Origin of the sequence: Atopobium sp. oral taxon 416 (assembly GCF_018128285.1) — a bacterium.
Classification (GTDB): Bacteria; Actinomycetota; Coriobacteriia; order Coriobacteriales; family Atopobiaceae; genus Olsenella_L.
Genome location: NZ_CP072380.1, coordinates 2776002 through 2801571, shown reverse-complemented (window position 1 = coordinate 2801571; position 25570 = coordinate 2776002). Strand labels below are relative to the sequence as shown.

General features: G+C 56.0%; 19 protein-coding genes, 2 rRNA genes and 1 pseudogene. 18 read left to right on the top strand and 4 right to left on the bottom strand.

Annotated elements, in window-relative coordinates; genetic code table 11:
* Positions 1 to 192: 192 nt before the first annotated feature.
* Positions 193 to 3142, top strand: a 23S ribosomal RNA gene (locus tag J4859_RS14700).
* Positions 3143 to 3237: 95 nt separating this feature from the next.
* Positions 3238 to 3352, top strand: a 5S ribosomal RNA gene (gene rrf / locus J4859_RS14695).
* A gap of 45 nt (positions 3353 to 3397) precedes the next feature.
* On the opposite strand, the gene J4859_RS14690 is transcribed toward rrf, so the two are convergent.
* Together J4859_RS14690 and J4859_RS14685 are read right to left on the bottom strand one after the other, a co-directional pair.
* On the bottom strand, positions 3398 to 3919 hold the full coding sequence (locus J4859_RS14690; RefSeq protein ID WP_249113836.1) for a transposase: 522 nt from the start codon (positions 3917 to 3919) through the stop codon (positions 3398 to 3400).
* A gap of 948 nt (positions 3920 to 4867) precedes the next feature.
* Positions 4868 to 5047 carry a hypothetical protein gene (locus J4859_RS14685; protein WP_212331058.1) on the bottom strand — a complete coding sequence of 60 codons (180 nt, stop codon included), beginning with the start codon at positions 5045 to 5047 and terminating at the stop codon, positions 4868 to 4870.
* A gap of 517 nt (positions 5048 to 5564) precedes the next feature.
* Here J4859_RS14685 and J4859_RS14680 point away from each other — a divergent pair.
* The 13 genes from J4859_RS14680 to J4859_RS14620 all read left to right on the top strand — a co-directional run bounded on the left by J4859_RS14680 (position 5565) and on the right by J4859_RS14620 (position 21756).
* Positions 5565 to 8318, top strand: coding sequence for a bacterial transcriptional activator domain-containing protein (locus tag J4859_RS14680; protein ID WP_212331056.1), 2754 nt, complete (start codon positions 5565 to 5567; stop codon positions 8316 to 8318).
* Between the two features lie 138 nt (positions 8319 to 8456).
* Positions 8457 to 11318 (top strand): preprotein translocase subunit SecA, encoded by a 2862-nt coding sequence (secA, locus tag J4859_RS14675; RefSeq protein ID WP_212331054.1) that lies wholly within the window; start codon positions 8457 to 8459, stop codon positions 11316 to 11318.
* Positions 11318 to 12442: a peptide chain release factor 2 gene (prfB, locus tag J4859_RS14670; RefSeq protein WP_212331051.1), complete on the top strand. Its 1125-nt coding sequence runs from the start codon at positions 11318 to 11320 to the stop codon at positions 12440 to 12442. The genes secA and prfB overlap by 1 nt, the downstream gene beginning before the upstream one ends.
* On the top strand, positions 12439 to 13314 hold the full coding sequence (locus J4859_RS14665; RefSeq protein WP_249113676.1) for a YitT family protein: 876 nt from the start codon (positions 12439 to 12441) through the stop codon (positions 13312 to 13314). Before prfB ends, J4859_RS14665 begins: the two co-directional genes overlap by 4 nt.
* Before the next feature lie 139 nt (positions 13315 to 13453).
* Entirely contained in the window at positions 13454 to 14353 is a 900-nt protein-coding gene (locus J4859_RS14660) for a transketolase (protein ID WP_212335404.1), read from the top strand.
* Positions 14346 to 15275, top strand: coding sequence for a transketolase family protein (locus tag J4859_RS14655; protein ID WP_212331048.1), 930 nt, complete (start codon positions 14346 to 14348; stop codon positions 15273 to 15275). Before J4859_RS14660 ends, J4859_RS14655 begins: the two co-directional genes overlap by 8 nt.
* Positions 15276 to 15448: 173 nt before the next feature.
* Complete coding sequence (gene ftsE, locus J4859_RS14650; protein WP_212331046.1) at positions 15449 to 16558, top strand: cell division ATP-binding protein FtsE; 1110 nt, start codon at positions 15449 to 15451, stop codon at positions 16556 to 16558.
* Entirely contained in the window at positions 16545 to 17468 is a 924-nt protein-coding gene (ftsX, locus tag J4859_RS14645) for a permease-like cell division protein FtsX (RefSeq protein WP_212331044.1), read from the top strand. Before ftsE ends, ftsX begins: the two co-directional genes overlap by 14 nt.
* Before the next feature lie 87 nt (positions 17469 to 17555).
* On the top strand, positions 17556 to 19595 hold the full coding sequence (gene rnr, locus J4859_RS14640; RefSeq protein WP_212331042.1) for a ribonuclease R: 2040 nt from the start codon (positions 17556 to 17558) through the stop codon (positions 19593 to 19595).
* A 68-nt stretch (positions 19596 to 19663) separates the two neighbouring features.
* On the top strand, positions 19664 to 20539 hold the full coding sequence (locus J4859_RS14635) for a hypothetical protein (RefSeq protein ID WP_212331040.1): 876 nt from the start codon (positions 19664 to 19666) through the stop codon (positions 20537 to 20539).
* Positions 20517 to 21014: an SsrA-binding protein SmpB gene (gene smpB, locus J4859_RS14630; RefSeq protein ID WP_249113674.1), complete on the top strand. Its 498-nt coding sequence runs from the start codon at positions 20517 to 20519 to the stop codon at positions 21012 to 21014. Before J4859_RS14635 ends, smpB begins: the two co-directional genes overlap by 23 nt.
* Before the next feature lie 19 nt (positions 21015 to 21033).
* Positions 21034 to 21549, top strand: a complete 516-nt coding sequence (locus J4859_RS14625; RefSeq protein WP_212331035.1) for a flavin reductase family protein — start codon at positions 21034 to 21036, stop codon at positions 21547 to 21549.
* Between the two features lie 63 nt (positions 21550 to 21612).
* Positions 21613 to 21756, top strand: coding sequence for a rubredoxin-like domain-containing protein (locus J4859_RS14620; RefSeq protein ID WP_212331032.1), 144 nt, complete (start codon positions 21613 to 21615; stop codon positions 21754 to 21756).
* Between the two features lie 94 nt (positions 21757 to 21850).
* Here J4859_RS14620 and J4859_RS14615 read toward each other — a convergent pair whose 3' ends face one another.
* Positions 21851 to 23212: a threonine/serine exporter ThrE family protein gene (locus tag J4859_RS14615; RefSeq protein ID WP_212331028.1), complete on the bottom strand. Its 1362-nt coding sequence runs from the start codon at positions 23210 to 23212 to the stop codon at positions 21851 to 21853.
* 171 nt (positions 23213 to 23383) lie between these two features.
* A complete protein-coding gene (locus tag J4859_RS14610) occupies positions 23384 to 23674 on the bottom strand; it encodes a hypothetical protein (protein ID WP_212331025.1) in 291 nt (96 codons plus the stop codon).
* 685 nt (positions 23675 to 24359) lie between these two features.
* Here J4859_RS14610 and J4859_RS18000 point away from each other — a divergent pair.
* The 3 genes and pseudogenes from J4859_RS18000 to J4859_RS14595 all read left to right on the top strand — a co-directional run.
* Positions 24360 to 24569 (top strand): annotated as a pseudogene (locus tag J4859_RS18000) (hypothetical protein); the annotation flags it as partial.
* Positions 24570 to 24589: 20 nt separating this feature from the next.
* Positions 24590 to 24814: a hypothetical protein gene (locus tag J4859_RS14600; protein ID WP_212331022.1), complete on the top strand. Its 225-nt coding sequence runs from the start codon at positions 24590 to 24592 to the stop codon at positions 24812 to 24814.
* A 45-nt stretch (positions 24815 to 24859) separates the two neighbouring features.
* On the top strand, positions 24860 to 25135 hold the full coding sequence (locus J4859_RS14595) for a transposase (RefSeq protein WP_212331019.1): 276 nt from the start codon (positions 24860 to 24862) through the stop codon (positions 25133 to 25135).
* Positions 25136 to 25570 lie beyond the last annotated feature (435 nt).

Sequence of the window (25570 nt, the reverse complement as noted above, 5' to 3'; positions counted from 1 at the left end):
TCACTTCTTTGATAGGTGAGTCACAAGTATCCGGTTTTGAGGGTTTACCCCTCGTGTACCTTGAGAGCCGCATAGCACAACAAAAGCAACAACTTTTCTTTTCTAGCAAAAGATAATCGCATCTGATCGCATCAATGCAAAGACATTGATGGTAGTGATATCCCAACCATTGAAAGACAAGGTTTTAAGCAAAAAGAAGATGGTAAGGGCACACGGTGGATGCCTAGGCACGGAAAGCCGATGAAGGACGTGACAAGCTGCGATAAGCTGCGGTGAGAGGCACATGCTCGCTGACCCGCAGATATCCGAATGGGCAAACCCGCCAGAACTCATTTTCTGGCACGCCTTAGAAGAACACATATTCTTAGGCGAGGCAACCCGGAGAACTGAAACATCTCAGTAGCCGGAGGAAGAGAAATCAACCGAGATTCCCCAAGTAGTGGCGAGCGAACGAGGATGAGGCCAAACCGCCTGTAGGGAAACCGCAGACGGGGTTGTAGGGCAGGCAATAAAGTGCAGCGCTTGCGGAAGCAGAACAGCATGAAAAGGCTGACTGAAAAGGGTTAGAGTCCCGTACGCGAATCCAACATAGAGCGCATGAGCCTGCTCCTGAGTACTGCCGGACACGTGAAACCCGGTGGGAAGCAGGGGGGACCACCCTCCAAGCCTAAATACTCTTCCGTGACCGATAGTGGACAAGTACCGTGAGGGAAAGGTGAAAAGCACCCCGGGAGGGGAGTGAAATAGTACCTGAAACCGTGTGCTTACAAGCAGTCGGAGCGCTTACCTTGCGTAAGTGTGACGGCGTGCCTTTTGTAGAATGAGCCAGCGAGTTACGGTGTGTGGCAAGGTCAAAGTCAGAAACTGAGCCGAAGCGAAAGCGAGTCTGAATAGGGCGATTGAGTCGCATGCTGTAGACGCGAAGCCAGGTGAGCTATCCTGGGGCAGGCTGAAGCGGGGGTAAGACCCCGTGGAGGGCCGAACCCACTTAGGTTGAAAACTGAGGGGATGACCTCAGGATAGGAGTGAAAGGCTAAACAAACCTGGAGATATCTCGTTCTCCCCGAAATAGCTTTAAGGCTAGCCTCAGGCGTTCAACACTGGAGGTAGAGCACTGAATGGTAGAGGGGGCCTCACCGCCTGCCGACACCAATCAAACTCCGAATGCCAGCGTTTCAGAGCCTGGGAGTCAGAATATGTGGGCTAAGCCGTGTATTCGAAAGGGAAACAGCCCAGACCGTCCGCTAAGGTCCCTAAATTCATGCTAAGTGGCAAAGGATGTGCGTTTGCTCAGACAACCAGGATGTTGGCTCAGAAGCAGCCATTCATTTAAAGAGTGCGTAATAGCTCACTGGTCGAGTGGACATGCGCCGACAATATACGGGGCTAAGCATGGTACCGAAGCGACGGATTGTATCTTTATAGATACTTTGGTAGGGGAGCTTTCTTGTATGGGGTGAAGCGCAAGGATAACCTTGCGTGGACTTGCAAGAAGTGAGAATGCTGGCATGAGTAACGAGAAAGGCGTGAGAAACGCCTGCGCCGTAAACCTAAGGTTTCCTGGGCAAGGCTAATCCTCCCAGGGTCAGTCGGGAGCTAAGGCGAGGCCGGAAGGCGTAGTCGATGCACAGCAGGTAGATATTCCTGCACCTCCAACGTATCGTTTTTACCAATGGGGTGACAAAGCAGGGTAGCTCAAGCGGGGTTCTGGACGTCCCCGTGGAGCCACGTAGGTAGGCGGGTCAGTGAAATGCGGCCTGCCGCTATAAACTGAGGTGGCGCCCGAAACGATTGAGCGAAGTGAGCAAGCCCATACTTTCAAGAAAAACCTCTCGGGAGATACTCGGAGCCCGTACCAAAACCGACACAGGTGGGTGGGTAGAATATACCAAGGCGATCGGGAGAACCATGGTTAAGGAACTCGGCAAAATAACCCCGTAACTTCGGAAGAAGGGGTGCCACAGCGTGTGAGTGCACGTGCTGCACAAGCTGGATGTGGCCGCAGTGAAAAGGTCCAAACGACTGTTTATCAAAAACACAGGACTCTGCTGAAGTCGTAAGACGACGTATAGGGTCTGACGCCTGCCCGGTGCCGGAAGGTCACGAGGAGCTGTCAGCGCAAGCAAAGCAGCGAATCTAAGCCCCGGTAAACGGCGGCCGTAACTATAACGGTCCTAAGGTAGCGAAATTCCTTGTCGGGTAAGTTCCGACCTGCACGAAAGGCGTAACGATTTGGACGCTGTCTCAACCATGGACCCGGTGAAATTGCACTAGTCGTGAAGATGCGACTTACCCGCGGAAGGACGGAAAGACCCCGTGAACCTTTACTGCAGCTAGACATTGGCTGCCGGTCCGTCGTGTAGAGGATAGGTGGGAGACTGAGATATTGAGACGCCAGTCTCAGTGGAGTCACCCTTGGAATACCACCCTCGACGTTCTGGCATCCTAACCCGTGGCCGTGATCCGGCACGGGGAACGTGTCTGGTGGGTAGTTTGACTGGGGCGGTCACCTCCTAAAGAGTAACGGAGGCGCGCGTAAGGTCTGCTCAGGATGGTCGGCAATCATCCTTTTGAGTGCAAGAGCACAAGCAGGCTTGACTGCGAGGCAAACAAGCCGAGCAGATGGGAAACCAGGCTCTAGTGATCCGGCGGCTTCTGAGTGGAAGGGCCGTCGCTCAACGGATAAAAGGTACTCCGGGGATAACAGGCTGATCTTCCCCAAGAGTCCACATCGACGGGAAGGTTTGGCACCTCGATGTCGGCTCATCGCATCCTGGGGCTGGAGCAGGTCCCAAGGGTATGGCCGTTCGCCATTTAAAGCGGTACGCGAGCTGGGTTCAGAACGTCGTGAGACAGTTCGGTCCCTATCCTCCGTGGGCGTAGGAAAATTGAGGGAGGCTGCCCCTAGTACGAGAGGACCGGGGTGGACGGACCTACGGTGTACGGGTTGTCTACCACAGGCACTGCCCGGTAGCTGAGTCCGGTTGGGATAACCGCTGAAAGCATCTAAGCGGGAAGCCCGTCCCAAGATGAGTTTTCCTTTCGGTAAGGCCCCTCGTAGACCACGAGGTTGATAGACCGCAGGTGTACGTGCAGCAATGCATTGAGCCGAGCGGCACTAATCGGCCGAGCTCTTCTTTTTACGATATCACGTATGCGATATATCTTTTGCCTTATATGTGTGCTATGCGGCCCTGAAGGTACACGTTTCCCTTCACAAGAGAATATCCCTCGTTGGTCAGCGATTATGGCAGGGGAGGTACACCTGGTCCCATTCCGAACCCAGAAGTTAAGCCCCCGAGCGCCGAGAGTACTGCGGTGTAGTCCGTGGGAGGGTAGGTCGTCGCTGACCAACGAGGGATATTTTTGAGCCTTCGTTGGTCCCTGTGGCTGAAAGCTAGGCGGCAGCAGAGAAGCGCTCCTTCCGCCGTCTTCTTGACCGCTCACAGTCGCGTCTTCTGCTGGCTTCGACCTTTCCTGTCTCCTCTCGCTCCTCCCAGGACATGACAGGCTGCAGGTCCAAGCAGCGCAGCACGAGCAGCGATACCAGATTGTCCGTGTTCTTGAAGCCATAGTCCATCCGCACACTCACCTTGATCTTGTTGTTGATCGACTCCACGCGCCCACTGCCGATTCCGAGCTCGACGGCTGCCACGATGTCGGTACGTCTGTGCCTGACCTTCTTCTCGATACCGCCTACAGGCGCGATCCTGCAGTATGCGGCAGCCCTCATCCAGGTGCTGCACATCCTCCGTGCTTTAAGACGGCCCTGAAGGTCCTCCTTGAGCGTCCATGCGTGGGCGAGGTTGCCCTTGGGATTGGCAACATCTATTTGGACGGAATCGTGAGGGACTCTTCCTTGAACTTGACCGGGCCCATCTAACTTAGCTTTAAGTGCATCCGCTCGTAGCTGTACCACCACACCTAAGCGCTCAGCTTGCAGCTCATAGAGGCTCTCAAAGCTCTTGTGGTAGACAAACTCGGCTTTTTGTATCGTGTTGGTGGACTCGACGATAGCGCTGTCACAGGGCAGCCCTTCTTGTACCTCGACTGCATGATCCTAAAGAGCTCGCCTATCGCCGCACTGTCAAACTTAAAACCGCACTTGGTGTGGGACACGTCTTTGGCAAAGAGCGAAAACGCCACGCTTACAAAGGCTGACTTCATAAGTTTCCTTGCGCCGGACATGTGATCGCCGATTATGCAGATATCCAGCTCAAAGTACAGACAGACTCAGGTACCAGATGCAAAGCACGCACACGTAGGTCAGCTCACCTGTAAGGTGGGTGTGCGGTACGTGAGCGTCGAAGGCGCGCTTAAGGATGCAGGTCAGCTTGGATTCGTTGGGTGCATAGGCGTGTACCCTCTACGTTATCGCGTCTGCGCCTTCAGGAGGCGAGCTTGCCCTTCCTGGCGCCACAGCGCCTGTGGCTGTCGTGTCTGCACAGCGACTACGTTTCCACTTAAGGGATATGGCTCGGGCTCGTCGAGCTCCCGCAGAAGGTCGGTCCTCTTTTGCCTGCGCTTCTGGAGCCGTTGTCATTGGGCTCTGGTATGGCGGGTATCTTCTTTGCGAGCAGCTGGTACTTTCACAAGCAGTGTACCTTACGGCTGACCCCAAGCTCTTTTGCCACTTTCCTCGCAAGGCCCTGCTTACCAGAAAGCCTTAAGGGCGCCTTTTGCTTTAAGTTCCATGGTGGCGATGCTTTGGGGTTTCCACAGAAGCCCCTTTGAAGGAAAGCTAAGCCTGCGGTATGTGAAGGCGATGTATCTGCTGTGGCTGCGGTAGTGGTCAATCGCAGTGCACTTATGTCCGTCGGTGTAGCTGTTCTTGCTGTGGCCGTCCTGCGGGACGATACCTAGCGTCTTACACTCTTTGATCCAGTTGTACAAAAGTGTGCTTGTCCAGGTAGGTAAGCTCACCGGTTACGGCAGTGATTTTCCTGCCGTAGTTGTAATAGAGATCGATCACCTTTTTCTTGTCCTTGTAGCTGAACATCAATGACGCCTCTGTGTACGTCTGTTCGGTACGGATTTGCGTTGCCACCCTCATCGGGCTAATTTCTTTCACGCTTACGGCGGTATAACTACCGTTTATCGGAAATATCGCCCTGTCGCCTAAAAACATGACTAATTACCGGAGAACAGTTTGTAAATGCATCCTACATATATATGAGTTTTGAAACATCTAACAAATAAAATAAGTATTTTAACATTGCAAAACACCTGGTAAATCATGTATTTAAACTTTATGTGCAAAATGTGGAAGTAAACTTATGCATATTGTAAGAAAATTATGCAAAATAGTAACAAGAACTAATCCAAAATAAGCTGAGAGAGAATCGTGTTAGATATTGAAAACCGTTACATTTGAGCTCCGTAAAAATGCAAGGTCTTTGGAAGGAAAAGACATGAAGAACGGAGTACAAATTCGCACATTACACAATTCAGACGCTACCGGGAAGATCTCCAGTGGGAGGTTCTTTGATCACATGCTGTGGAAGAGCAGCTCAGAGCTGTTAGGGGAGCTCGATGCGAATCATATTGTTTGCATTGAGACTTGCTTGCCACAGAACCTGGAGTCCCTCTTTACGCATATGGCCGAAGCGGTCGAGAGACGGGGAGGTGACGTTGCTGCCTGCTCATATGAGCATGTGAAAGTTTCGGATCTCACTGAAAGCCTGGAAGGTATAGTTCGACAGTTCGCTTCCAAACACACCGGTGGGCGCACGATTGTTATCGTCTGTGACTTGCCCGAGATTCCACAGGATCAGCTCTCTTCAATTGCCCGTCTCTTCCGCTATCTCAATCGTCATCACCTCGAAATCGTCTGCCTAGTGGAGCCCAAGAACGCTGCACTGCTTGAGTACCTGAACCGTGCCGGGGTGATGGGCTCAGACAGGTTCCGCATCACTCAAGGAGAGGAGGATCTCTGGAACGCTCCGGTCGCCTTTGATCAGGCGCTTGCACTCTCAAACGGTGCGTATTCTCTGATGCAGGTTTTGGAGGGCTGTGAGGGAGATGAGGCAGGAGGGCTCACGCAGGCAGACTGTGCCCACTTCGGGGAGCTGCTTGACCGTTCTGTCACCGAGGCGGCACAGACCTTCTCAAGCGAGCAGCGTCAACTTCTCTATACGATGATCGCCTGTGGGAAAGGCCGCCTGAGCGATGTTCTGGCAGTCACAGGACAGGGGAGCGGTAAAGACCTTTCCTTCATCGCACACTTTCTTCCCCTCGTTTCGGTCGAGGAAAAGACGAATAGCTTCTGGTGCGGCGCCGTCGCCGATGAGGGGGTCTTCAGATACCTTCCAAAGACTGTCGCGGCAATCAAGACCTTCCCACAGGAGCAGAAGCGGCGGCTCATCGCGATGACGGAACAGCAGGGCGCCTATGCGCGCAGCGCGTATCTCATTGCCACCTTCGGACTCACCGATGCAGTGGCTCGGCATCTGGTGCGTGAGGCGCCTCACTATGTAGCGGCCGGAAGCATCAGGCTGATCAGACAGGCACTGGTGGCCACGCAAAGCCAATCCTCGCTTTCCCACTACCGTGAGCAGGCCGAACTGGCGTGCACGCTGGCTTGTGGGAACTACAGGGAGGTACAGGCTGCCAAAAAGCAGTTCAGTCAACGGGACCGCTCTCAGGCCGAACCAGTGCTTGTGGCGCTCCGTAGCATGCGTGAGAGCCTGAACAGCCCCAAGGAGGCCGAACAGGCGCTCTCAGGAGATACCATTCCTGTTTCACTGCGATCCCATATCGCCTGTTGGAAGACCGCCTGCACGAAACCCGAGGAACTGCGGGCGCGCCTCACCGAGGCGATAGATGAGCAGGATCAGTGTGCGGAGCTCTTCCAGGCAGACTGCTGTTTTTTCCACGCTCTACTCGATGCGCAGACCGGGGTTTGGCCACAGCAGCTGTTGAGCCGTGAGGATGCATTTGGCCTGTGGGCCCAGACACTGTTCCTCGGCTACAAGGCACTCACTGCCGGTGAGGCTGTCCTGGGTGAGGCCCAAGGCATAGCCAAGGCGTGGGATGTCTTCGGCGACGCATTGGGCTCAGCCCTTGCGCACCTTATCTGTGCGGTGCAGCTGATGCGTAACGGCTCGCCTCAGGCAGCGTATCCTGCGCTTCTGAAGGCGCAGCCTATGCTCAGGGGTCAGGACGCGCCGTCGCTGACTGAGATAATCGTGCTGCTGCGTGCGCAGATCCAATACGACAAGCAGCCCTCGGTGGCAGAACAGCTCCTGGGCTCCTGCCGGAGCACTGACGGTAAGGCGATCGGCGCCTGGATCCGCGCCGCCCATGGAGGGTATGAGCTGAAGGGAAGCGAGGCGCCGCTGCCGGACCACCTGCTGTGGTTTGCGAAGCTGCTGCGCGAAAGCGACCGGAAGTTCCAGAAGAGCGCACCGGTGGAGTGGGACATCCAAGCCGGACGCTGGGGCACATCCAAACACCACGGTGAGTTTCAGGCCTCACAGCTGCTCGGCGGCAAACCGTGCGTACGGGCAAAGGGAGAAGGCCCCAAGCTGCTGGAGGTCTCGATGCTCGGACACTTTGAGGTCAAGGTGGACGGGGAGCCGATCCTCCTGAACCGCTGGCCAAGAAGATCCTCCCGCGTGCTTTTGGGCATGCTTGTGGCCAAACGCGGCCACACAATCAGGCGCGTGGACTTCCTGAATGCGGTGTGGCCCGGCGTGGACTATCTGACCGGCCGTCCCCGCATCTATGCAGCAGTCTCTACGCTTCGGGATGTTGTGAAGCAGAAGGGGACCACCACGAAGTTCATCGTCGGCGGGGATGGCAGGATCTCGCTGAACCCTACCTGCGTGATCTGCGATGTGGATAAGTGTGAGGCGCTCGTGCGGGAGATCCTCTCCCGCGGCACCGACGATGATCGGCTTTTCCAAGCGACCCAGGACCTGCTGGAGCTCTATCAGGGGGATCTGGTTGTCTCCCCGCAGGATACGTCGGGCATGATGCTGAGAAGAGAAGAGGAGCTGAAACACGCCTATGTGGACGCCCTGACTAGGGCGGCACAGCGCGCGCTTGAGGTTGGCCCCATCCCCTCAGCAGCGCTCTTCGCTAAACATGCCCATGAGGCCGCCCCGATCCGTGAGGATGTGATGGCGGTGTACGTTAAGGTCCTCGCCCGTCAGGGCCGGTACGCGGAGATCTGGGGAGCCTACCGGGAGTTCTCCCAGCAGCTCTTCGATGTGATGGGAACCGCGCCCTCAGCGAAGCTCAGGATGCTCCTGGAGGCGATCCAGAGTGAGGAAGGGGTTGCATCACCCGAAAACCGATCCGATCGGTTGCTCTGAGTTTTGTAGAAAGCCTGCGCCTTTACTATTCTGACTCATCAAGAGTTAGGTGAAATTGGGTATTGTTATTCTAAATGAGATATCTCTACGTGCATACGACGGATGGGCGGAGTATGCGCTTTTCCTGTGAGGAGTAGTATGCCAAATTTTATCTCCCGATTACTTTCGATGGGCGCGAATAAGCAGCTCAAGGAGTTTCAGAATGTCGTTGATAGGATCAATGAGCTCGAGTGTTCGTACAGCCCCGACAAGATGGACGATGAGGAGCTCTCCCATCAGACGGTGCTCTTCCGTGAGCGTTTGGCAAACGGGGAGTCGCTCGATGATCTGTTGCCTGAGGCCTTCGCGGTCGTCCGTGAAGCTTCACGCCGCGTGACGGGACTTCGCCACTTCGATGTCCAGCTGATGGGCGGCATCGCTCTGCACCGCGGCATGATCGCCGAGATGCGCACCGGTGAAGGCAAAACGCTGGTTTCAACTCTGGCAGGCTATCTTAACGCACTGGAAGGTAAAGGCATTCACATCGTTACGGTGAACGACTACCTAGCCAAGCGCGATAGCCAAAACATGGGCCGCATCTATAAATTTCTGGGTATGTCTGTCGGCCTGATCCAGAACGGCATGTCCCCGGCGCAGAAGGTCCCGGCCTACAAGGCCGATGTGACCTACGGCACCAACTCAGAGTTCGGTTTCGATTACCTGCGTGACAACATGGTTACACGTCCCGAGATGCGCGTACAGCGTGGGCACCACTACGCGATCGTCGACGAAGTTGACTCCATCCTGATCGATGAGGCGAGAACCCCACTGATCATCTCCGGTGCCGGCACTAAATCCGCAAGTACCTACAAGGACTTTGCCCGAGCGGTCAGAGGGCTCATCCCCGATGAGGATTTTGAGATGGACGAGGCAAAGCACACGATTGCCACGACTGATCAGGGCCTGAGGAAGGTTGAAAAGCGGTTGGGTGTCGCAGACCTCTACTCCGACGAGTCTGGACAGCTGGTCAACCACCTGCAGCAGGCGCTGAAGGCGGAGTACATGTTCCACCGCGATCAGCAATACATGGTCATGGACGGGGAAGTCAAGATCGTCGATGAGTTTACCGGCCGTATCATGGAGGGCAGACGCTACTCCGAGGGCCTGCATCAAGCCATCGAGGCCAAGGAAGGCGTGCCGATCCGTGAGGAGAACCAGACCCTTGCGACCATCACTCTGCAAAATTACTTCAGGCTCTACGACAAGCTCGCCGGCATGACCGGTACCGCTATGACCGAAGACGCCGAGTTCAGGGAGATCTATAACCTGCCAGTGCAGGTCATCCCGACCAATAAGCCGGTCATCCGTGTGGACCACGATGACCTGGTCTACCGTACGATCAAAGCCAAGTTTAACGCGGTGGCCGATGACGTGGTGGAGCGCCACAGGAAGGGGCAGCCCTGCCTGGTCGGCACCGTGTCCGTCGAGAACTCTGAGAAGCTGCGCCGCATCTTTGAGAAGCGCGGCATCCATCCGCAGGTCCTGAACGCTAAGTACCATGAGCGCGAGGCCGCGATCATCGCGCAGGCAGGTCGCTACGGCGCGGTCACGATCGCCACAAACATGGCCGGCCGTGGTACCGATATTATGCTCGGTGGCAACCCGGAGTTCCTGGCGCAGGATATGATGCGCGAGGACGGGATCGACCCGAACCCGGAGGCAGAGATCGATCTGAAGGATCCGAGATCAGTCCTTCAGGCAAGTATCGAGCGCCAAAACGTCGATATGCAGATGCCGAACTATTTGGCGAAAGCCAAGAAGATCACCGACGCGGAAAAGGAAAAGGTCAAAGCGGTCGGCGGCCTCTATGTAATCGGCACTGAGCGCCACGAATCCCGCCGTATCGACAACCAGCTGCGTGGCCGTTCCGGCCGTCAGGGTGACCCGGGCGAGACGCAGTTCTACCTCTCGCTCGAGGACGACCTGATGCGCCTCTTCGGCGGTGCCCGCATGGAGAGGATTTCGGCCATGATGGAGAGGGCCGACATGCCCGAGGACATGCCGATCCAGGCCAAGATGGTCACCAAGGCCGTCGAGGGCGCACAGCGCAAGGTCGAGGAGATCAACTTCTCGATGCGTAAGAACGTCCTTGACTACGATGACGTGATGAACAAACAGCGCCAGGTCATCTACGAGGAGCGCAACAAGATCCTCGACGGTAAGGACCTGACCAAGCATATCTCTGAGGTCACCCACGACACGCTCGAACGCAAGGTCAACGAGTACTGCGTGGAGGGCAGCGAGCCGGCTGAGTGGGATCTCAAGGGCCTGAACAAGTGGCTTGCGGATCTGACCGGCGCCAAGGAGCTGCCGGAGATCTCAGACGAGATGAGCCGCGAGGAGATCCTCGAGAAGTTCTTCGACTTCGTCACCGACCGCTACCGCAAGAAGGCAGACTTCATCCGCCAGATCGGCACGTCGATGCAGAAGGCGGACAGTGACACCTCAAAGACCGACCCGATGAACGACTTGTCGATGCGCATCATGCTGCGTGTGATCGATACGCGGTGGATGGCATACCTGCAGGAGATGGACTACTTGAAGACCGGCATCGGATTGCGCGGCTACGGCCAGCGTGACCCGTTGGTCGAATACAAGACCGAGGCCTACGCCGCCTTCACGCAGCTCGTGAATACGATGTATGAGGACTTCCTGCGCGTCATCCTGCGTATCCAGGTTGTGGCCCAAGCCCAGAGGGTGCCGGATTCAGGTCTGCCGAAAGGCGCCCGCTACTCCGGACCCTCCGATATGGACGGCTCTCAGCACCCGGTCCCGCGGCAGGTGCGCTCCAGTGCAGCCGCGAAGCGCAACCCGCAGCGTCCAGCCACCCCTCCGCAGGGCAAGCCGCACACCTACCGCAAAGAGGAGGATCCTGATCCGTATGCCAACGTCGGCAGAAACGATCCCTGCCCCTGTGGAAGCGGCAAGAAGTTCAAGAACTGCCACGGTAGGAACCGGTAATGGCAGACGAACAGAGCGTCACTGCAGAGGAACTCGACGGACTTGAGCAGCGCCTCAAGGCCGTTGAGGGCTACTTGCACGTACCGCAGAAACGTGAACTAGTCGCAGAGCTTGAGGCCAAAAGCGCCGCGCCGGGCTTTTGGGACAATGCCCAGGAGGCTCAAAAGACGATCTCCCAGCTCACCGAAGCCCAGGAGGACGTGAAAGGCATCGACACTGCAAAACAGCAGCTGGACGATGCCCGGGCAGCCTTGGAGCTCGCCGATGAGACCGGCGAAGAGGACCTGCGTGTGGAAGCTACCCATGAGGCAGCCTCCCTCAAAAAGACTCTCTCCAACCTCGAGCTTTCGAGCTGGTTTACCGACCCGATGGACCACGGCGACGCGATCGTCACGATCACCCCAGGCCAGGGAGGCCTAGAGGCGCAGGACTGGTGCGACATGCTCTTTCACATGTACCTACACTACTGCGAGCGGAAAGGCTGGAGCACCGATGTGAACGATGCCCCGCAGGCCGAGGTGATCGGTATCGACCGCGCCACGTTCACGGTGCATGGGAAGAACGCCTACGGCATGCTCAAAGCGGAACAGGGCGTCCATCGTCTCGTGAGGATCTCGCCCACCGATGAGAAGAAGCGGCGCCAGACCACCTTTGCGGGCGTCGAAGTGCTCCCGGTCCTTCCTGACGATATCCACGTGGATGTTGACCCCAAAGACATCCGGGTCGACGTCTACCACGCTACGGGCCACGGCGGCCAGGGCGTCAACACCACCGACTCCGCGGTGAGAATTACTCACCTGCCTACTGGCCTCGTGGTGACCTGCCAAAACGAGCGCAGCCAACTTCAGAACAAAGAGTTTGCGATGAAGATATTGGAGAGCCGGCTCTATGAGTTGGAGAAGCAGAAGCGCGAGGCTAAGCTCGACGAGCTGCGCGGCCCCAAGCACGAGATCGGGTTCGGCAACCAGATTCGCAGCTACGTCCTCTACCCCTATCGGATGGTCAAAGATTTGCGTAGCGGGGTTGAGACGGGTAACGTTGACTCCGTACTTGAAGAAGGCGATCTCGATCCCTTCATCTATGCCTATCACCGCTGGAAGGCGGATAAGGAGCAGAAAGTTTGATCAAGAACGGTGCCGCATCCCGTGCAGTACGTGACACAGTGATTATCGCAGCCGGATCCTTGCTCTTTGCAGTGGGGCTCGACTGTTTTGAGCTACCGAACGGGCTTGCTGCCGGCGGGGTCTCGGGTATCGCGACGATCATCTTCGCCCTCGGTCAGCGCGTCGATGTCTACATCCCCGTAGGCCTTCAGACCATCGCAATGAACATCGTGCTGCTGGCGCTCGTTGTCCGCCAACGTGACCGGCGCTATTTGGCCAAGACCGTCGAGGGCATCCTCTTTTCCGGCCTCTTTACCGATATCCTACAGCCGATCGTGCCGGTTTTGGGCGAAGGTGAGCTGCTGCTGTGCGCCCTCTGGGGCGGTGTGATCACCGGTGTTGGTTTGGGCCTCGTCTTTTTGGCTGGCGGCAATACCGGCGGTACCGACATCATCGCCCAGCTCTTGGCGCGCCGTACCGGCATCGCGGTGGGGACGATGATGGTCGCGGTCGATGGGGCGATCGTGTTGGCCTCCGCCCCGGTCTTCTCGGTTGAGAATGCCCTCTACGCCGCAATCGCGATGTACATCAGCGGCCGGGCGGTCGATATGGTCGTCGACGGCCCGCGTGCGGCCCGCGCGGTGTACATCATTTCCCAAAAGCACGAACGCATCGCACAGGGGATCTTGCACTCGCTCGACCGGGGCTGTACGCAGCTGGAAGCGACCGGCGTCTACAGCAAAGCGCCCCGTCCGGTTCTCATGTGCGTTCTGGGACGCTCCGAGACGACGAAGCTCAAAGATCTAGTTGCGGAGATAGACCCCGATGCTATCGTGATAATCGCGGAAGTGCACGAGGTGTTCGGCGAGGGGTTCCGACGGCTGGAAGATTAACTGTGTGAGTCATGCGTGAGCTTTTTGCGTGAGCGATTCCAAAAAGAGGCTGAATGTCTCTCTTTCCGCGGTGTGGTGTAGCTATAGTGGGAGAGAGCTCATATGGGTGAGCCGTCTTGTCCACAGTGACGGGAGTTATATGACTGCTACGAGCGAGAGCATGCCAGCGCGCTGTTCAGTGCACGAAATAAAGCTCATGGCCAACACGATGCGCCATGAAATCATACAGATGCTAGCACGGGCCGGCTCGGGTCACCCGGGCGGCTCGCTTTCTGCGGTAGACGTAATCGCTACCCTCTATTTTTCCGGCTTGATGAACTACGACGAGAACGATCCCACCTGGGAGGGTCGGGATTTCTTTATCCTCTCCAAGGGTCACGCGGCCCCAGCGCTCTACGCCGCGATCCACCAGTTGGGCTGGGTCACCGACGAGGATATCGACTCACTGCGTACTCTAGGCTCAAAGCTGCAGGGGCACCCTGATTCTAAGATGACCCCGGGCGTGGAGGTCTGCACGGGCTCCCTGGGACAGGGGCTTTCCGTAGGCGCTGGCGCGGCACTGGGCTTCAAGCTCGATGCCAAGCGCGCCAAGTGTGATGCGCGCCGGGTTTTTGTGATGACGGGAGATGGGGAGCTTCAGGAGGGGCAGAACTGGGAGGCAATCATGTTTGCCGCGCAGTATCACCTCGATAACCTGATCCTCTACTGTGATATCAACAACCTACAGATCGATGGCAGGGTCACCGACGTCAATTCGCTCGGGAACCTCTCGGCGGAGCTGTGCGACTTTGGCTGGTATGTCCAGGAAATCGACGGAAACGACGTCACCGCGATTGAGAACGCAACGCGCGCGGCGCTTGCCTATGGGGGCAAACCCTGCGCGATCCTGTGTGACACAGTCAAAGGCAAGGGTGTCTCCTTTATGGAGGATGCGGTCGGTTGGCACGGAAGTGCGCCGAGTCAGGAACAGGCTGCAATTGCGCTTGCGGACCTAGACCGCGAGCGTCAGGAGCTTGAGAGTGAGGACACTTGTGGCTGAAGTAAAAGCGACCCGCGAGGCGTTCGGCGAGACGCTCATTGAGCTTGCCGATCAAGGGGTGGATGTCATGGCGGTCGATGCGGATCTCGCAGGCTCTACTAGGACCGCTCAGTTCGGCAAGGCCTACCCTGACCGCTTCGTCGATGTGGGTATCGCAGAGCAGAACATGATGGATGTCGCGGCAGGCTTGTCCCTGACCGGCAAGGTTGTCTTTACTGGTTCCTTTGCGGTCTTCGGCACCGGACGCTGCTACGACCAGATCAGAAACACCGTGTGTGACTCAAACCTGAATGTGAAGGTCTGCCCCACGCATGCCGGCATCACCGTGGGCGAGGATGGGGCGACCCACCAGATGCTCGAGGATATCACCCTGATGCGCGTGCTCCCCGGGATGCGCGTGATCGTGCCGGCGGATTACTGGGCCGCCAAAGCCGCGATCAGGCTCGCCGCCGCGACGGACGGCCCGGTCTACGTGCGCTTGGGCCGGCACAAGGTGCCGGTGGTCTACGATAAGACCTTCAAAGGCAAGCTGCCACTCGCCAATGTGGTGCACGAGGGCACCGATATCACGCTTGCAGCCTGCGGCGTTGAAGTCTCCAAGGCGCTCGATGCGGCTGAGATCCTTGAGGAGCAGGGAATCTCGGCTGAGGTTCTCGACGTCTTCAGCGTCAAGCCGCTCGACGAGGAGGCGATCCTCACCTCTGCCGCAAAGACCGGCCATGTGCTCACCTGTGAGGAGCATTCGATCGAGGGGGGCATGGGCTCTGCCGTTGCGGAGCTTTTGGGAGAGGAGGTTCCGACGCCGCTTCATCGGGTCGGGATGGTTGGCTTCGGCACTTCCGCACCTGCCGATGTCCTGTTGCACCACTTCGGGCTCGACGGCGAGGGGGTCGCTCACGCAGCTTGGGCGATGCTTGCTTAACTGCATGGCCTTGAACGACGCGCCGGTACAGGTTTGTTTAAGGTTTACCGGCTAAATCGTGCATTTTTAGGGGTGCTTGCCTCTTCGATTTAAAGAGGTAGGCGGTTGCTTGCTATACTTTGTGAGCGTATATGCTAATCCAGTACATAACTGGGAACTATTAAGGAGCTTTTGTGGCCAATCACTTCCGCAGTGCGGAAGGTTCGGATACCGAGGCACTCGATTCCACCGGTGATCTGAACCAGCCCACAGAAAACACGAACGAAGCGCCAGGCGCTGAGCCGAATGAAGAAGCAGATAGGGGGGATAGCGTGGCAGACAGCACTGACCAAAATCCAGAGGTGTCAGATGCGGATCTCGAGGAAACCGATGATACGGCAACCCCATCCCCGGACGATACCGCTGCGACGGAGCAGGATACATCGTCTGCAGATGAGGAACCGGACCGTATCGTGAACGTGCCATCACCTGCGACAATCTCGCAGAATGGGACCGTTGAGCAGCAGATGACGCCGAAGGAGCCGGTCAATCCCTATGCCAGCTTGGCCCGGGATACCGCGAATATCCCGCACGAGGGAACACCGACGATCTCCTTTCAGGATGTAACCCTGATTTATCCATCACAGCCGAATAAGCCGGCGCTGCAGAATGTCAGCGTGGATATCTATCCCGGTGAATTTGTCTTTATCGTCGGACACTCAGGATCAGGCAAGTCGACCTTCATCCGCCTGATCATCCGCGCCCTGAAGGCGACCAAAGGCCGTGTCGTGGTTGCGGGCCAGGATCTGACGAACATGAGAAACTGGAAAGTCCCGTACTTGCGCCGCCAAATTGGCTGCGTCTTTCAGGACTTTAAGCTGCTGCCGGGCAGAACCGTGTCTGAGAACGTCGCATTCGCCCTTGAGTGCATCGGCAAACCCAAGTCCGTTATCAAGGCACAGGTCCCTGAGGTGCTGCGCCTGGTCGGCCTGCAGGACAGAATGGATGCCTTCCCCGATCAACTCTCCGGCGGTGAGCAGCAGCGTGTCGCCGTGGCCAGAGCCATGGTGAACAGGCCGCCGCTTTTGGTGTGCGACGAGCCGACCGGAAACCTTGACCCGGCAATCTCTTTGGGCATCATGAAACTCCTCGATCGCATTAACCGTGCCGGCACGACGGTGGTTATGGCCACCCACGACCGTGAGATGGTTGACTCGATGCGTCGGCGCGTTATCGCCCTTGAGGAAGGCCATGTTGTCCGCGATCAGGAGAGAGGAGGTTATGGTAACTATGGCACCATCTAATATCGGCTATGCACTTCGTGAAGCGGGGCACCATTTTCGCCGTAACTTCGGCACTACCTTCGGAGCTATAGCTACTATCTTCCTGTCCCTCTTTATTATCGGCACGTTTATCTTCCTGTCCGTTCTCGTCGACAATTTAATCGGCAGCGTTGAGGACCGCGTCACGATTCAGGCATATATCTCCGACGACGCGTCGCAGGATGCGGTGGATGCGCTCCAGCAGAAGATCGAAGGCTGGGACAACGTCGAGTCGGTGACCTATAAGACCAAAGACGAGGCTTTGGAGGAGTACAAGGCGACGATGTCCAAAAAGAATGCCCAGGACGCGGTAGCCGCCCTTGACGGTACCAATCCAGTTCCGGCTTCCTTGGTGATCCGCCTGTACGATCCGCAGCAAGTCGAGGGCGTAGCCAATGAGTTGATCGATGACTCAGACTTCGCCCAAGTGGCTGATGGGGGGGATCCAGCCTCTTCGGTCCAGTATGGGCGTGAGACGGTTGAGCGGCTCTTTACGGTGACGTCCTACATCCGTGTCGCGGCAATCGTCCTTGTGATCTTGCTCACCTTCGTAGCCTTTGTCTTCATCAATAACACGATCCGCCTATCCATCGCGGCGCGACGCCGTGAGATCGGCATTGAGCGTCTGGTTGGCGCATCCAACGGTTTCATCCGAGGGCCGTTTGTGGCCGAGGGTGCTATCGAGGCTTTGATCGGTGCAATTCTTGCGATCATCGCGCTGCAGGTTACAATCTCCAATCTGTTGCCGAGAATGCGGGAGAGCATCCAGTTTTTGAACTTCGAACTTTCCGACCAGATCATCTGGCAGACCTATGGCCTCCTGATCCTGATCGGCGTGGCGATCGGTCTCTTCGGTTCTGCGATCGCAATGCGCAGATACCTGAAGGTGTAGACGGCATCTTTGCGCACAATAGTGTTAAATGGTGAGGGTGGCGCTGAACACAAGCGCTGCCCTTTTTCTGTCTTGAAGGAATGAGCCATGGGCCGGAAGAAAAGAAAATATCCGCGTCACAAGCGTCGGAGAAACCATCCGACCCTGAGCGGTACACTTAGGGTCGAGGGCAATGGTACCGCGGTCGTCTCTACCCAGGAAGGCAGCTTCACGGTAGCCCGTAAGGGGCTCCGGGAGGCTATGAGCGGGGATACGGTAGCGATCTCGCTCATCCACACGCATGTCGGACAGACGCTCGCAGTGGTGCAGAGCGTCGTTGAACGTGCGACTAAGACCTTTTTGGCCCGCTACGAGAAGGCGGGCCCCTTAGGGGTGCTGGTGCCGCTCGATGCCCGCCTTCGCCACGATTTCTTTATCGTGCCTGAAGATACCTCGGCTGAGAGATACCACGTGCAGGAAGACGATGTGGTCGAGGGCCGCATCCTCGAGTATCCTACTCGCCTAAACTCCGGCACTGCCACGATTGAGCGCCGCATCGGAGCTGCAGAAGATCTCGATATGGGTATCGAAGGCATCTTAGCCTCCTACGATCTGCCCCATGAGTTCCCTGAGCGTGTTCTGCAGGCAGCTGAGAAGCTGGCCGACGACACAGCCGAGGCGACTCAAGAACCGGATCGGAAAGATCTCAGGGAGGTCACCTTCGTGACGATCGACCCACTCCACGCGCGCGACTTCGACGACGCAGTCTTTGGACGTATGCGTGAGGACGGGGGCTATGAGGTCCTCGTTGCAATCGCCGATGTCACGCACTACGTGAAGTGGGACTCACCGATCGATCTCGAAGCCAGGCGGCGCACCTGCTCGGTCTATCTGGCGGACCGGGTGATCCCGATGCTGCCTGAAAAGCTGAGCAATGGTCTCTGTTCGCTCATGCCCAACACACCCCGACTCGCAATGGCGGTCAAGCTGGAGTTGGACGCCCACGGCCATGTCCAGAGTACAGAGCCTACAAAAGCAGTCATCTCGAGCAAGGCTAGGCTCAACTACGATGAGGTGGATGAGTTCCTCGCAGGGGAGAGACCTGCAGAGGAGCTCAACTGCCGTCCTGAGTATGTGGACACCGTTGCAGAGAGCCTGAGGGTGCTACATCACGTGGCAGAAAAGCGCGCAGTGATCCGTGCCCAGCGGGGCGCCCTCGACTTTCCTTCACGGGAAGCGCGGGTACAACTCGATCAGGATGGACACCCGACCGGAGTGCTCATCCGCTCCAAGACACCGGCTACTTCGCTAGTGGAAGAGGCGATGCTCTTAGCGAATGAAACGGTGGCACGCCTGTTGGCGGGGACCGAAGCCCCAGCGGCGTTCCGTGTACACCCCCAACCGACCCAGAAGGATCTGAAGGAGCTCGTCCCGATCTTTACGGAATTAGGGTTGCTCAAGGGGCATAAGCAGATTGATGCCTTCTGCTCCGGGCAACCTGAAGCGCAGGCGCGGATTCTTAAGGCAGCGGAGAAGACGCCGAACACCTACCTGGTGTCCACGCTGCTGCTTAGGGCTCAGTCGCGTGCGATCTATCTGCCGCACAATGAGGGACACTACGCGTTGGGCACCTCTGCCTACTGCCATTTCACCTCACCGATCCGTCGCTATGCAGATGACACGGTGCACCGGGCTCTGAAGGCATACCTTGCACACAAGCGGAATACCCGTGAGCAGCATGCAATTGCTGCAGTGCTCCCACAGCTGTGCGCGGATTGCTCGAGCCAGGAGCGCGTGGCGGATGCTGCTGCGTGTGACTCCGAAGAGGTGAAGATGGCGGAGCTGTACGCTGCGCATATCGGGGAAGTCTTTCCCGGTATCATCGACGGATGTAAGCGCTTCGGGGTCTTTGTTATGCTCAACCAGACTTGTGCGGAGGGCATGATCCCAGTGAGGAGCTTAGGCGAAGAGTACTTTGAATACGACGAGAAGCATATGCGTCTGATCGGGAGAGAGACCGGTACGATCTACCAGATCGGTCAATCGATCATGGTTGAGGTAGCCGCCTGCGACACGCTCAGAGGGCGTATCGAGTTTAGGCGGGCCAAGCAGCCGCATATTCGCATCAAAGGGTACAATCGTGGGTAGGATCTCTCGGCAAAGCATTAGTGATTACGCGATCAAACGATACGATTGACAGATAGGTTAAGAGAAGCATGGCAAATTCAAATCTGAATGACGAGCTGCTGTATGCGGAATCCCTGATGGCAGGAGGGCAGTTCGAAGAAGCACAGCAGAAACTTTCCGATCTGGCTGAGGATGCGGAAGAGTACGTCGCGGACAATTGCCACACGACAGAGGATACCCAGTGGTTCGCCTTTCCGACGATCTTTGAGCGGTTGGCATACCGCCGGGTCGAAAAGGATCCTCGGACCCTGAAGGACGTGGGTGAGCCTTTTGAGCGGCTCTACTCTGACTATGCGATAGCCTCACTCAAGGTAGGGGACAACGACGCCGCAGAGGCAGCGCTCAAACAGGCAATCCGCTGGGATCCGATGAACTGTGGGGCTCGGCTCGATTTGGCAGAGCTCAACAAGGAGAAGGGCAACATGCAGGAGTACCTCGCGCTGAGCTACTCCGTCTTTTCCCGGGGCAGCGATGCCCGGCACTTGGCGCGGGCCTTTGCCAACTTCTCTGAGTACTTTGCAGCCGAAAAGAAGCCCAAGACCCAGGCAGCAGCGCTGCGTGCGGCCCGCCGGCTCGATATGGGCGACGACGAGAAACTGACCGATATGCTCACGGAAGTTAAGGGAACCGACCACGATCCGGATTCGGTGGACGATCAGCAGACCGAAGAGCTCTTGGGCAAAGAAGGTATTCCGGCAGGTGCCAATGCGGATATTGCAGTGTGCCTGCTCATGTGCGCATCGGATGTGGCCCAGATGGGGAATAAGAATTTGGCAACTGAATTGACTATCCGCGCGCGTGATCTGATCGGAACGAAGAACTGTGAAGCATTGCTCGACTTGATCCACGCAAATGACAAAGAGTGGAGAGAGGGTGAGGCGCGTGGCAAAGCCAAAGAAGAATAAGAACAATACGATCCAGATCATCTCGAGAAACCGCGTCGCCCGTCACAATTACTTTATCGATGAAACCTTCGAGGCAGGCATTGTGCTGACCGGAGCAGAGGTGTGCAGCCTGCGTGAGCGCCCCGCACAGCTGACGGATACCTTTATTGTGGTTCGCAACGGTGAGGTCTGGCTCAATGGGATGCACATCCACCCCTACCTCAGAGGAGGAGTTTGGAATCCTGATCCTGACCGGCGCAGAAAGCTGTTGCTCCACAAGCGGCAGATCCGCTATCTGGATCAGAAGCTGCGGGTCAAGGGCGCCGCGATTGTTCCGCTGCAGATGTATTTCGACGAGCACAACCGTGTCAAGCTGACGATCGCCTTAGGCAAAGGCAAGAAGCTCTACGACAAGCGTGCGGATATGGCTAAGCGTGACAGTGACCGTGAGATCCAGCGCGCGATGAAGCAGCGGAGCCGCAGAGTTCGCCTGTAGACCAGAAAGGAACACAACCATGATCGATACCAAGGCATTCAGAACCTTCTCTTCAGGACTCTCCGTCGTGTCCTCAAGCGATGGAACGCATCAAAGCGGCTGCGTGATCAATACGGGGTTGCAGCTGACCTCAAGCCCTTTTCAGATAATGGCATGCGTCAACAAGGAGAACTACACCGAGCAGATCATGGCGGCCTCGGGGCACTTTGCGCTAGCAACCCTGACCCAGGAAGCTGATATGCCCTACATCGGGCGCTTCGGCTTTCACACAGGGAAGACCTTCGACAAGTATGGTGGGTCTGATACTCACTGCACCGAGCTTGGAGACCCCTATGTGACGGAGTGCGTGGCAGGGCTCTTTAGTTGCGAAATCGTGAAGAAAATTGATGTGGGAACCCACATGCTTTTTGTGGGTGAGGTCAAGGATACCCAGGTGATCAGTGATGCGCCGCTTCTCACATACGAGTATTACCACTCCACTCTGAAGGGAAAGACACCGTCCAAAGCTTCCTCCTTCCTACCTGACGACAAATAGGTTACAGTATAGATTGCAATGGCGAGGCATTGCTGAAACAAAGAAGATAGAGAGGAACCCATCATGGCAGAAGAGAAGAAGACCTATAAGTTTCGTTGCACCGTCTGTGGCTATGAAGTAGAGGTTGACACCCCGGAACTCCCGGCTGACTTTGTATGCCCGGTCTGCGGCGCAGGCCCCGACAAGTTTGAGCGTGTTGACGACTAGTAGCTGCCACAACGGTAAACAACGCAGTATCGCTACACCTGAGGAAGGCGGATCGGGTTGTACCCGGTCCGCCTTCTGATTTTGTATGTACGGACTAGTCGCACACCCGGAAACGCTTGTCCGTGAGGGTACGGGCGATAATGAGACCCAAAGGCAAAGCAAGGACGATAAAGAGGGCATTGAAGAGCCAGGTGGCTCCCACGGCATTGCTGCCGATCGCCAGATCATAGACTGCCCGATACATGTAGAGGCCGGGGACCATAATAACGATCGAAGGGACGGATACCACAATTCTTGGATAGTGCATCCGGCGGTGAACCCGAGAAGCTAGAAGCCCCGCGCAGAGGGCGCCGATGAAGGCTGCCACAGCAGGTGCGGCGCCGGCGAGATCCACGAGCTCCAGCCGTAAGGTGTTAGCGATCATCCCCACAACTCCTGAGGTTGCCGCCATCCTCGGTGTACTGTTGAACATCTGGGAGAATCCAAAGACCCCAACAAAGCTGCAGATCAGGCGCAATACTATGCGTGCCATAGGGTCGAGGTCGACCCCGATAAAGTCCGCAGGATGGAAGTTCAAAAACTGTGCCACGATCCAGCCGGTGAAGGTGGCGACGGTGATAATAAGGAGGGCGTAGGCGAGGCGTTCCAACCCGGAGCGCATGTTTGACTTGACCAAGTCGATACCGCCGGTGATGAGGGGAAAGCCGGGGATAACGAAAAGCATCGCGCAGAGGTAGCCTGCCTCGTGGCTTGCAGCAATACCCAGGAACTGCTCTGCTGCCATATAGCACAGGATGCTGACGACACAGGCGGCTGCTACGCTTGCCGTCACATTAGGGATCAAGGAAAGCTTCCAGTCGATCAGGTGACGGCGGAACCAGTTACCCACAAAAGCCCCGATAAAGGCAATAGCCATCTCGATGGGACCTGCACCGAGCAGAAATGTAAAGCCTGCGCAGGCGGCTCCCGACGATAAGCCTGCTTCGAGCGGTGTGTAGCCCGCCTTGGTATGTTGGATTGAGTCAAGGGAGCTGTGGATCTCCTGCAGAGTCATATCCTGCCCATGAACCGCAAAATCGTCGACAAAATGTTCAAGGCGACGCAATTTCTCGGTATTGACGCCAGTAGCCGGTATGGAGAACGCTGCGGTATGACTTTGGGTACCACTCATGCAGGTGAAGCTGATGGAGGTTAGACCTACGTCTGCGACGCAATCCATCGAGAGGGTACGGGCAATTGTGTCCATCGAGTCGATTACGCGCCAAGCGCCGGTGCCGACTGACAGCATCATGGTTCCTACGCGGCCCACAATGTCGGAGCGTTCCTCAAGGGTTGCGTCACTGGCACGAGTGGTGCCCTCTTTTACAGTTTCGTGCCATTTCACAGGCATGTAGTGTGGTTGCTGGTGTTGTGTATTACTCGGTGTCGTAGGTGCAGTGATGTTGTTTTCTGCCACAGAATCTCTCCCCTGTATATGAATCATCAGTACCGAAGTTAGGTTATAGACCATCACTCGCGCGCATGAAAAGCCTCGATGCGATGCTGTAGACAATCTACAGGTAACTGATTTACATATAGAGGAGTGAACGCAGTGATACTGATGTCTCTCGCTTCAGCAGTATTTGTCTTAGGTAACTGTGTGGAGGCGGATGCCAAGATCAACCGGCCAGGTGGGCTTGAGCACTGGAGCGACGTGCTTCGTAAAGAGATTGGAGCTCAAGTATTCCTTGGCATGCTCAAGCGAGTCAAAGCCATGGATGACCTGTACATCCTCGTCGTGGGCGAGCAACTCTTTGGTGAGTGCGCCTTCGATCTTGCCCAAGAAGGGTTGAAGATAGTTGAAGAAGACTTTTGCTGCGGCTGGCCTCTTGTCTGCATCGATAAACATCGTGATCTGTAGATACGCTTTCGGATCCATTGTGGTGTCCTTTCTGTTGGGGGATGGTCTCTCCACCCGTTGATGGCTGCACTGTACTGTCTGTGATATCAAATAGGAAGATATGGGGAAAATTATGGAGACTTCGGGCATGATTGTGGGTAACACACTCCGCCTCTGACTACAACTACATATTGCAAAAGCCACCCTGGCTTCTGTAAAGTATCAGCGTCAAAACTGCAACAAACAGAAGACAAGGTGGCCTTCTTTGATACTTCATGTAAAAAACTGCTCGACATCAAAAATACTGCTGTAGAGTCTCACGACATCTACAATGACCAGGATGGGGGCAACCCACATCCGCATGGATGAGTGTTCGTAGTGCGACAGGCACTGATCTAGCTATGATAGCGCATCGGTAAATCCCAAAGTCTGGCGTGCTCTGGACTGGGGCGCCATCCTGGCAGAGTTTGAATGTCCTACCCACAGGCTTTTCTGTCCGAAACACAGTGTGGTAACTGCTGGCGTGCCTCTGGGCTTACCCAGAAAGATGCTCTACCAAGGAAGTTTGACCTTACCGTCAGCTGGCTTGCAGAATAGCTGCCCAGAAGTGGCGTGGCAACATCCATGCGCATCGGCTGGCAGACGGTTAAACTGCATATTCAAAAAGCCCGAACGACCTTGTTTGCAATGGCATCGATAAGACCAACTAGCGCAAAGGGACACAAAATACATTACGGTTGTCGCAAACCGCGACACCACTATCGTTGTCTGGGTTGCTGACGGCTACGACAAATCTGCTCTGGAGCAGTTCTACAAAGGTCTCAGTAAGGAGCAGCTTGCCAGCATCCGGGTTGTCAGCGGCGACGCTGCATGCTGGATCAAAACGAGCCTGCGCACTCTGCAAGCGCTGTGTCGATCCTTCCCATGTCGTTGAGCGGGCCACAGATGTGCTGGATGAAGTCCGCAAAGACTGCTGGCGTGCTGCTTTGTGATAGAGCCAAACAGCTTGTTGCAGAGAACCCGCAGAAGCACGCTCGCCCCAAGGCAAATGATCAGGTTTTCTCCAGGGTACAGGCAGCTCGCAAGAAAGCCACAGCGATCAAGCGATCAGCCTATTTTTCTGGCAAAGTGCCAAATCCCCTGACGCAGAACAAAAAGATCCGCCTTGATATGATTTAGGCAAATGATTTGAAGCTGTAGCGAGCATAGTGTCTGAAGGAGTCTTTGCGCCTTCTTTTAAAATCGGGAAATGTCAAACAGCCAAAAACCGACCTTAAACACAGGCTCAAGTGGGCAAGCCACAGCAGGATAGCGGCACTCTACGACCTGTATGAGAAGATCAAGCACCACAAGGATCATATCCTGAATACGATCCGACTGGGGCTGAGCAGTGCGAGGATTGAGGCAACCAACAACAAGATCAAGCTGATTGTTCGCAAGGCATATGGATTCCGGAATATACAGAAACATGATGGATATGGTATATCTCGTATGTTCTGATATCCGTGTTCCACTTCCTAACCGAAAACCTATACCAGCGAAAGCGGCTTAGCTACTGGAGAAAATGGCGTCTCTCACCCACAGGAGTGCCTGAAGAGTCAAATTACGAGTTACTGTTCTGAAGTGACCGTTATCAAGAGATCATTTTAGAAAATTTTCTTCTCCTGACAAGCCACATTTGTCTTCCTCTGACAGCCTCTGGAAAGAGCTCTGATTTTGATTTAACAGTTCCCGGCATGCGGTCACTCTGTTATACGTGGATTGGTTATAACAGGCTAATGGTTCCGCCGTGAGTCCTGCGATCTTAGTGTGTGGATCACTGTTGCCAGTGCCAACAAAGCAACGGCGCAGATGACTCGAACCTTACAGTGATCACAGCTTCCTCCAGATGTTGTCAGAGATTTACCTGTAATTCTTGCTGCATAAATCTGCAGA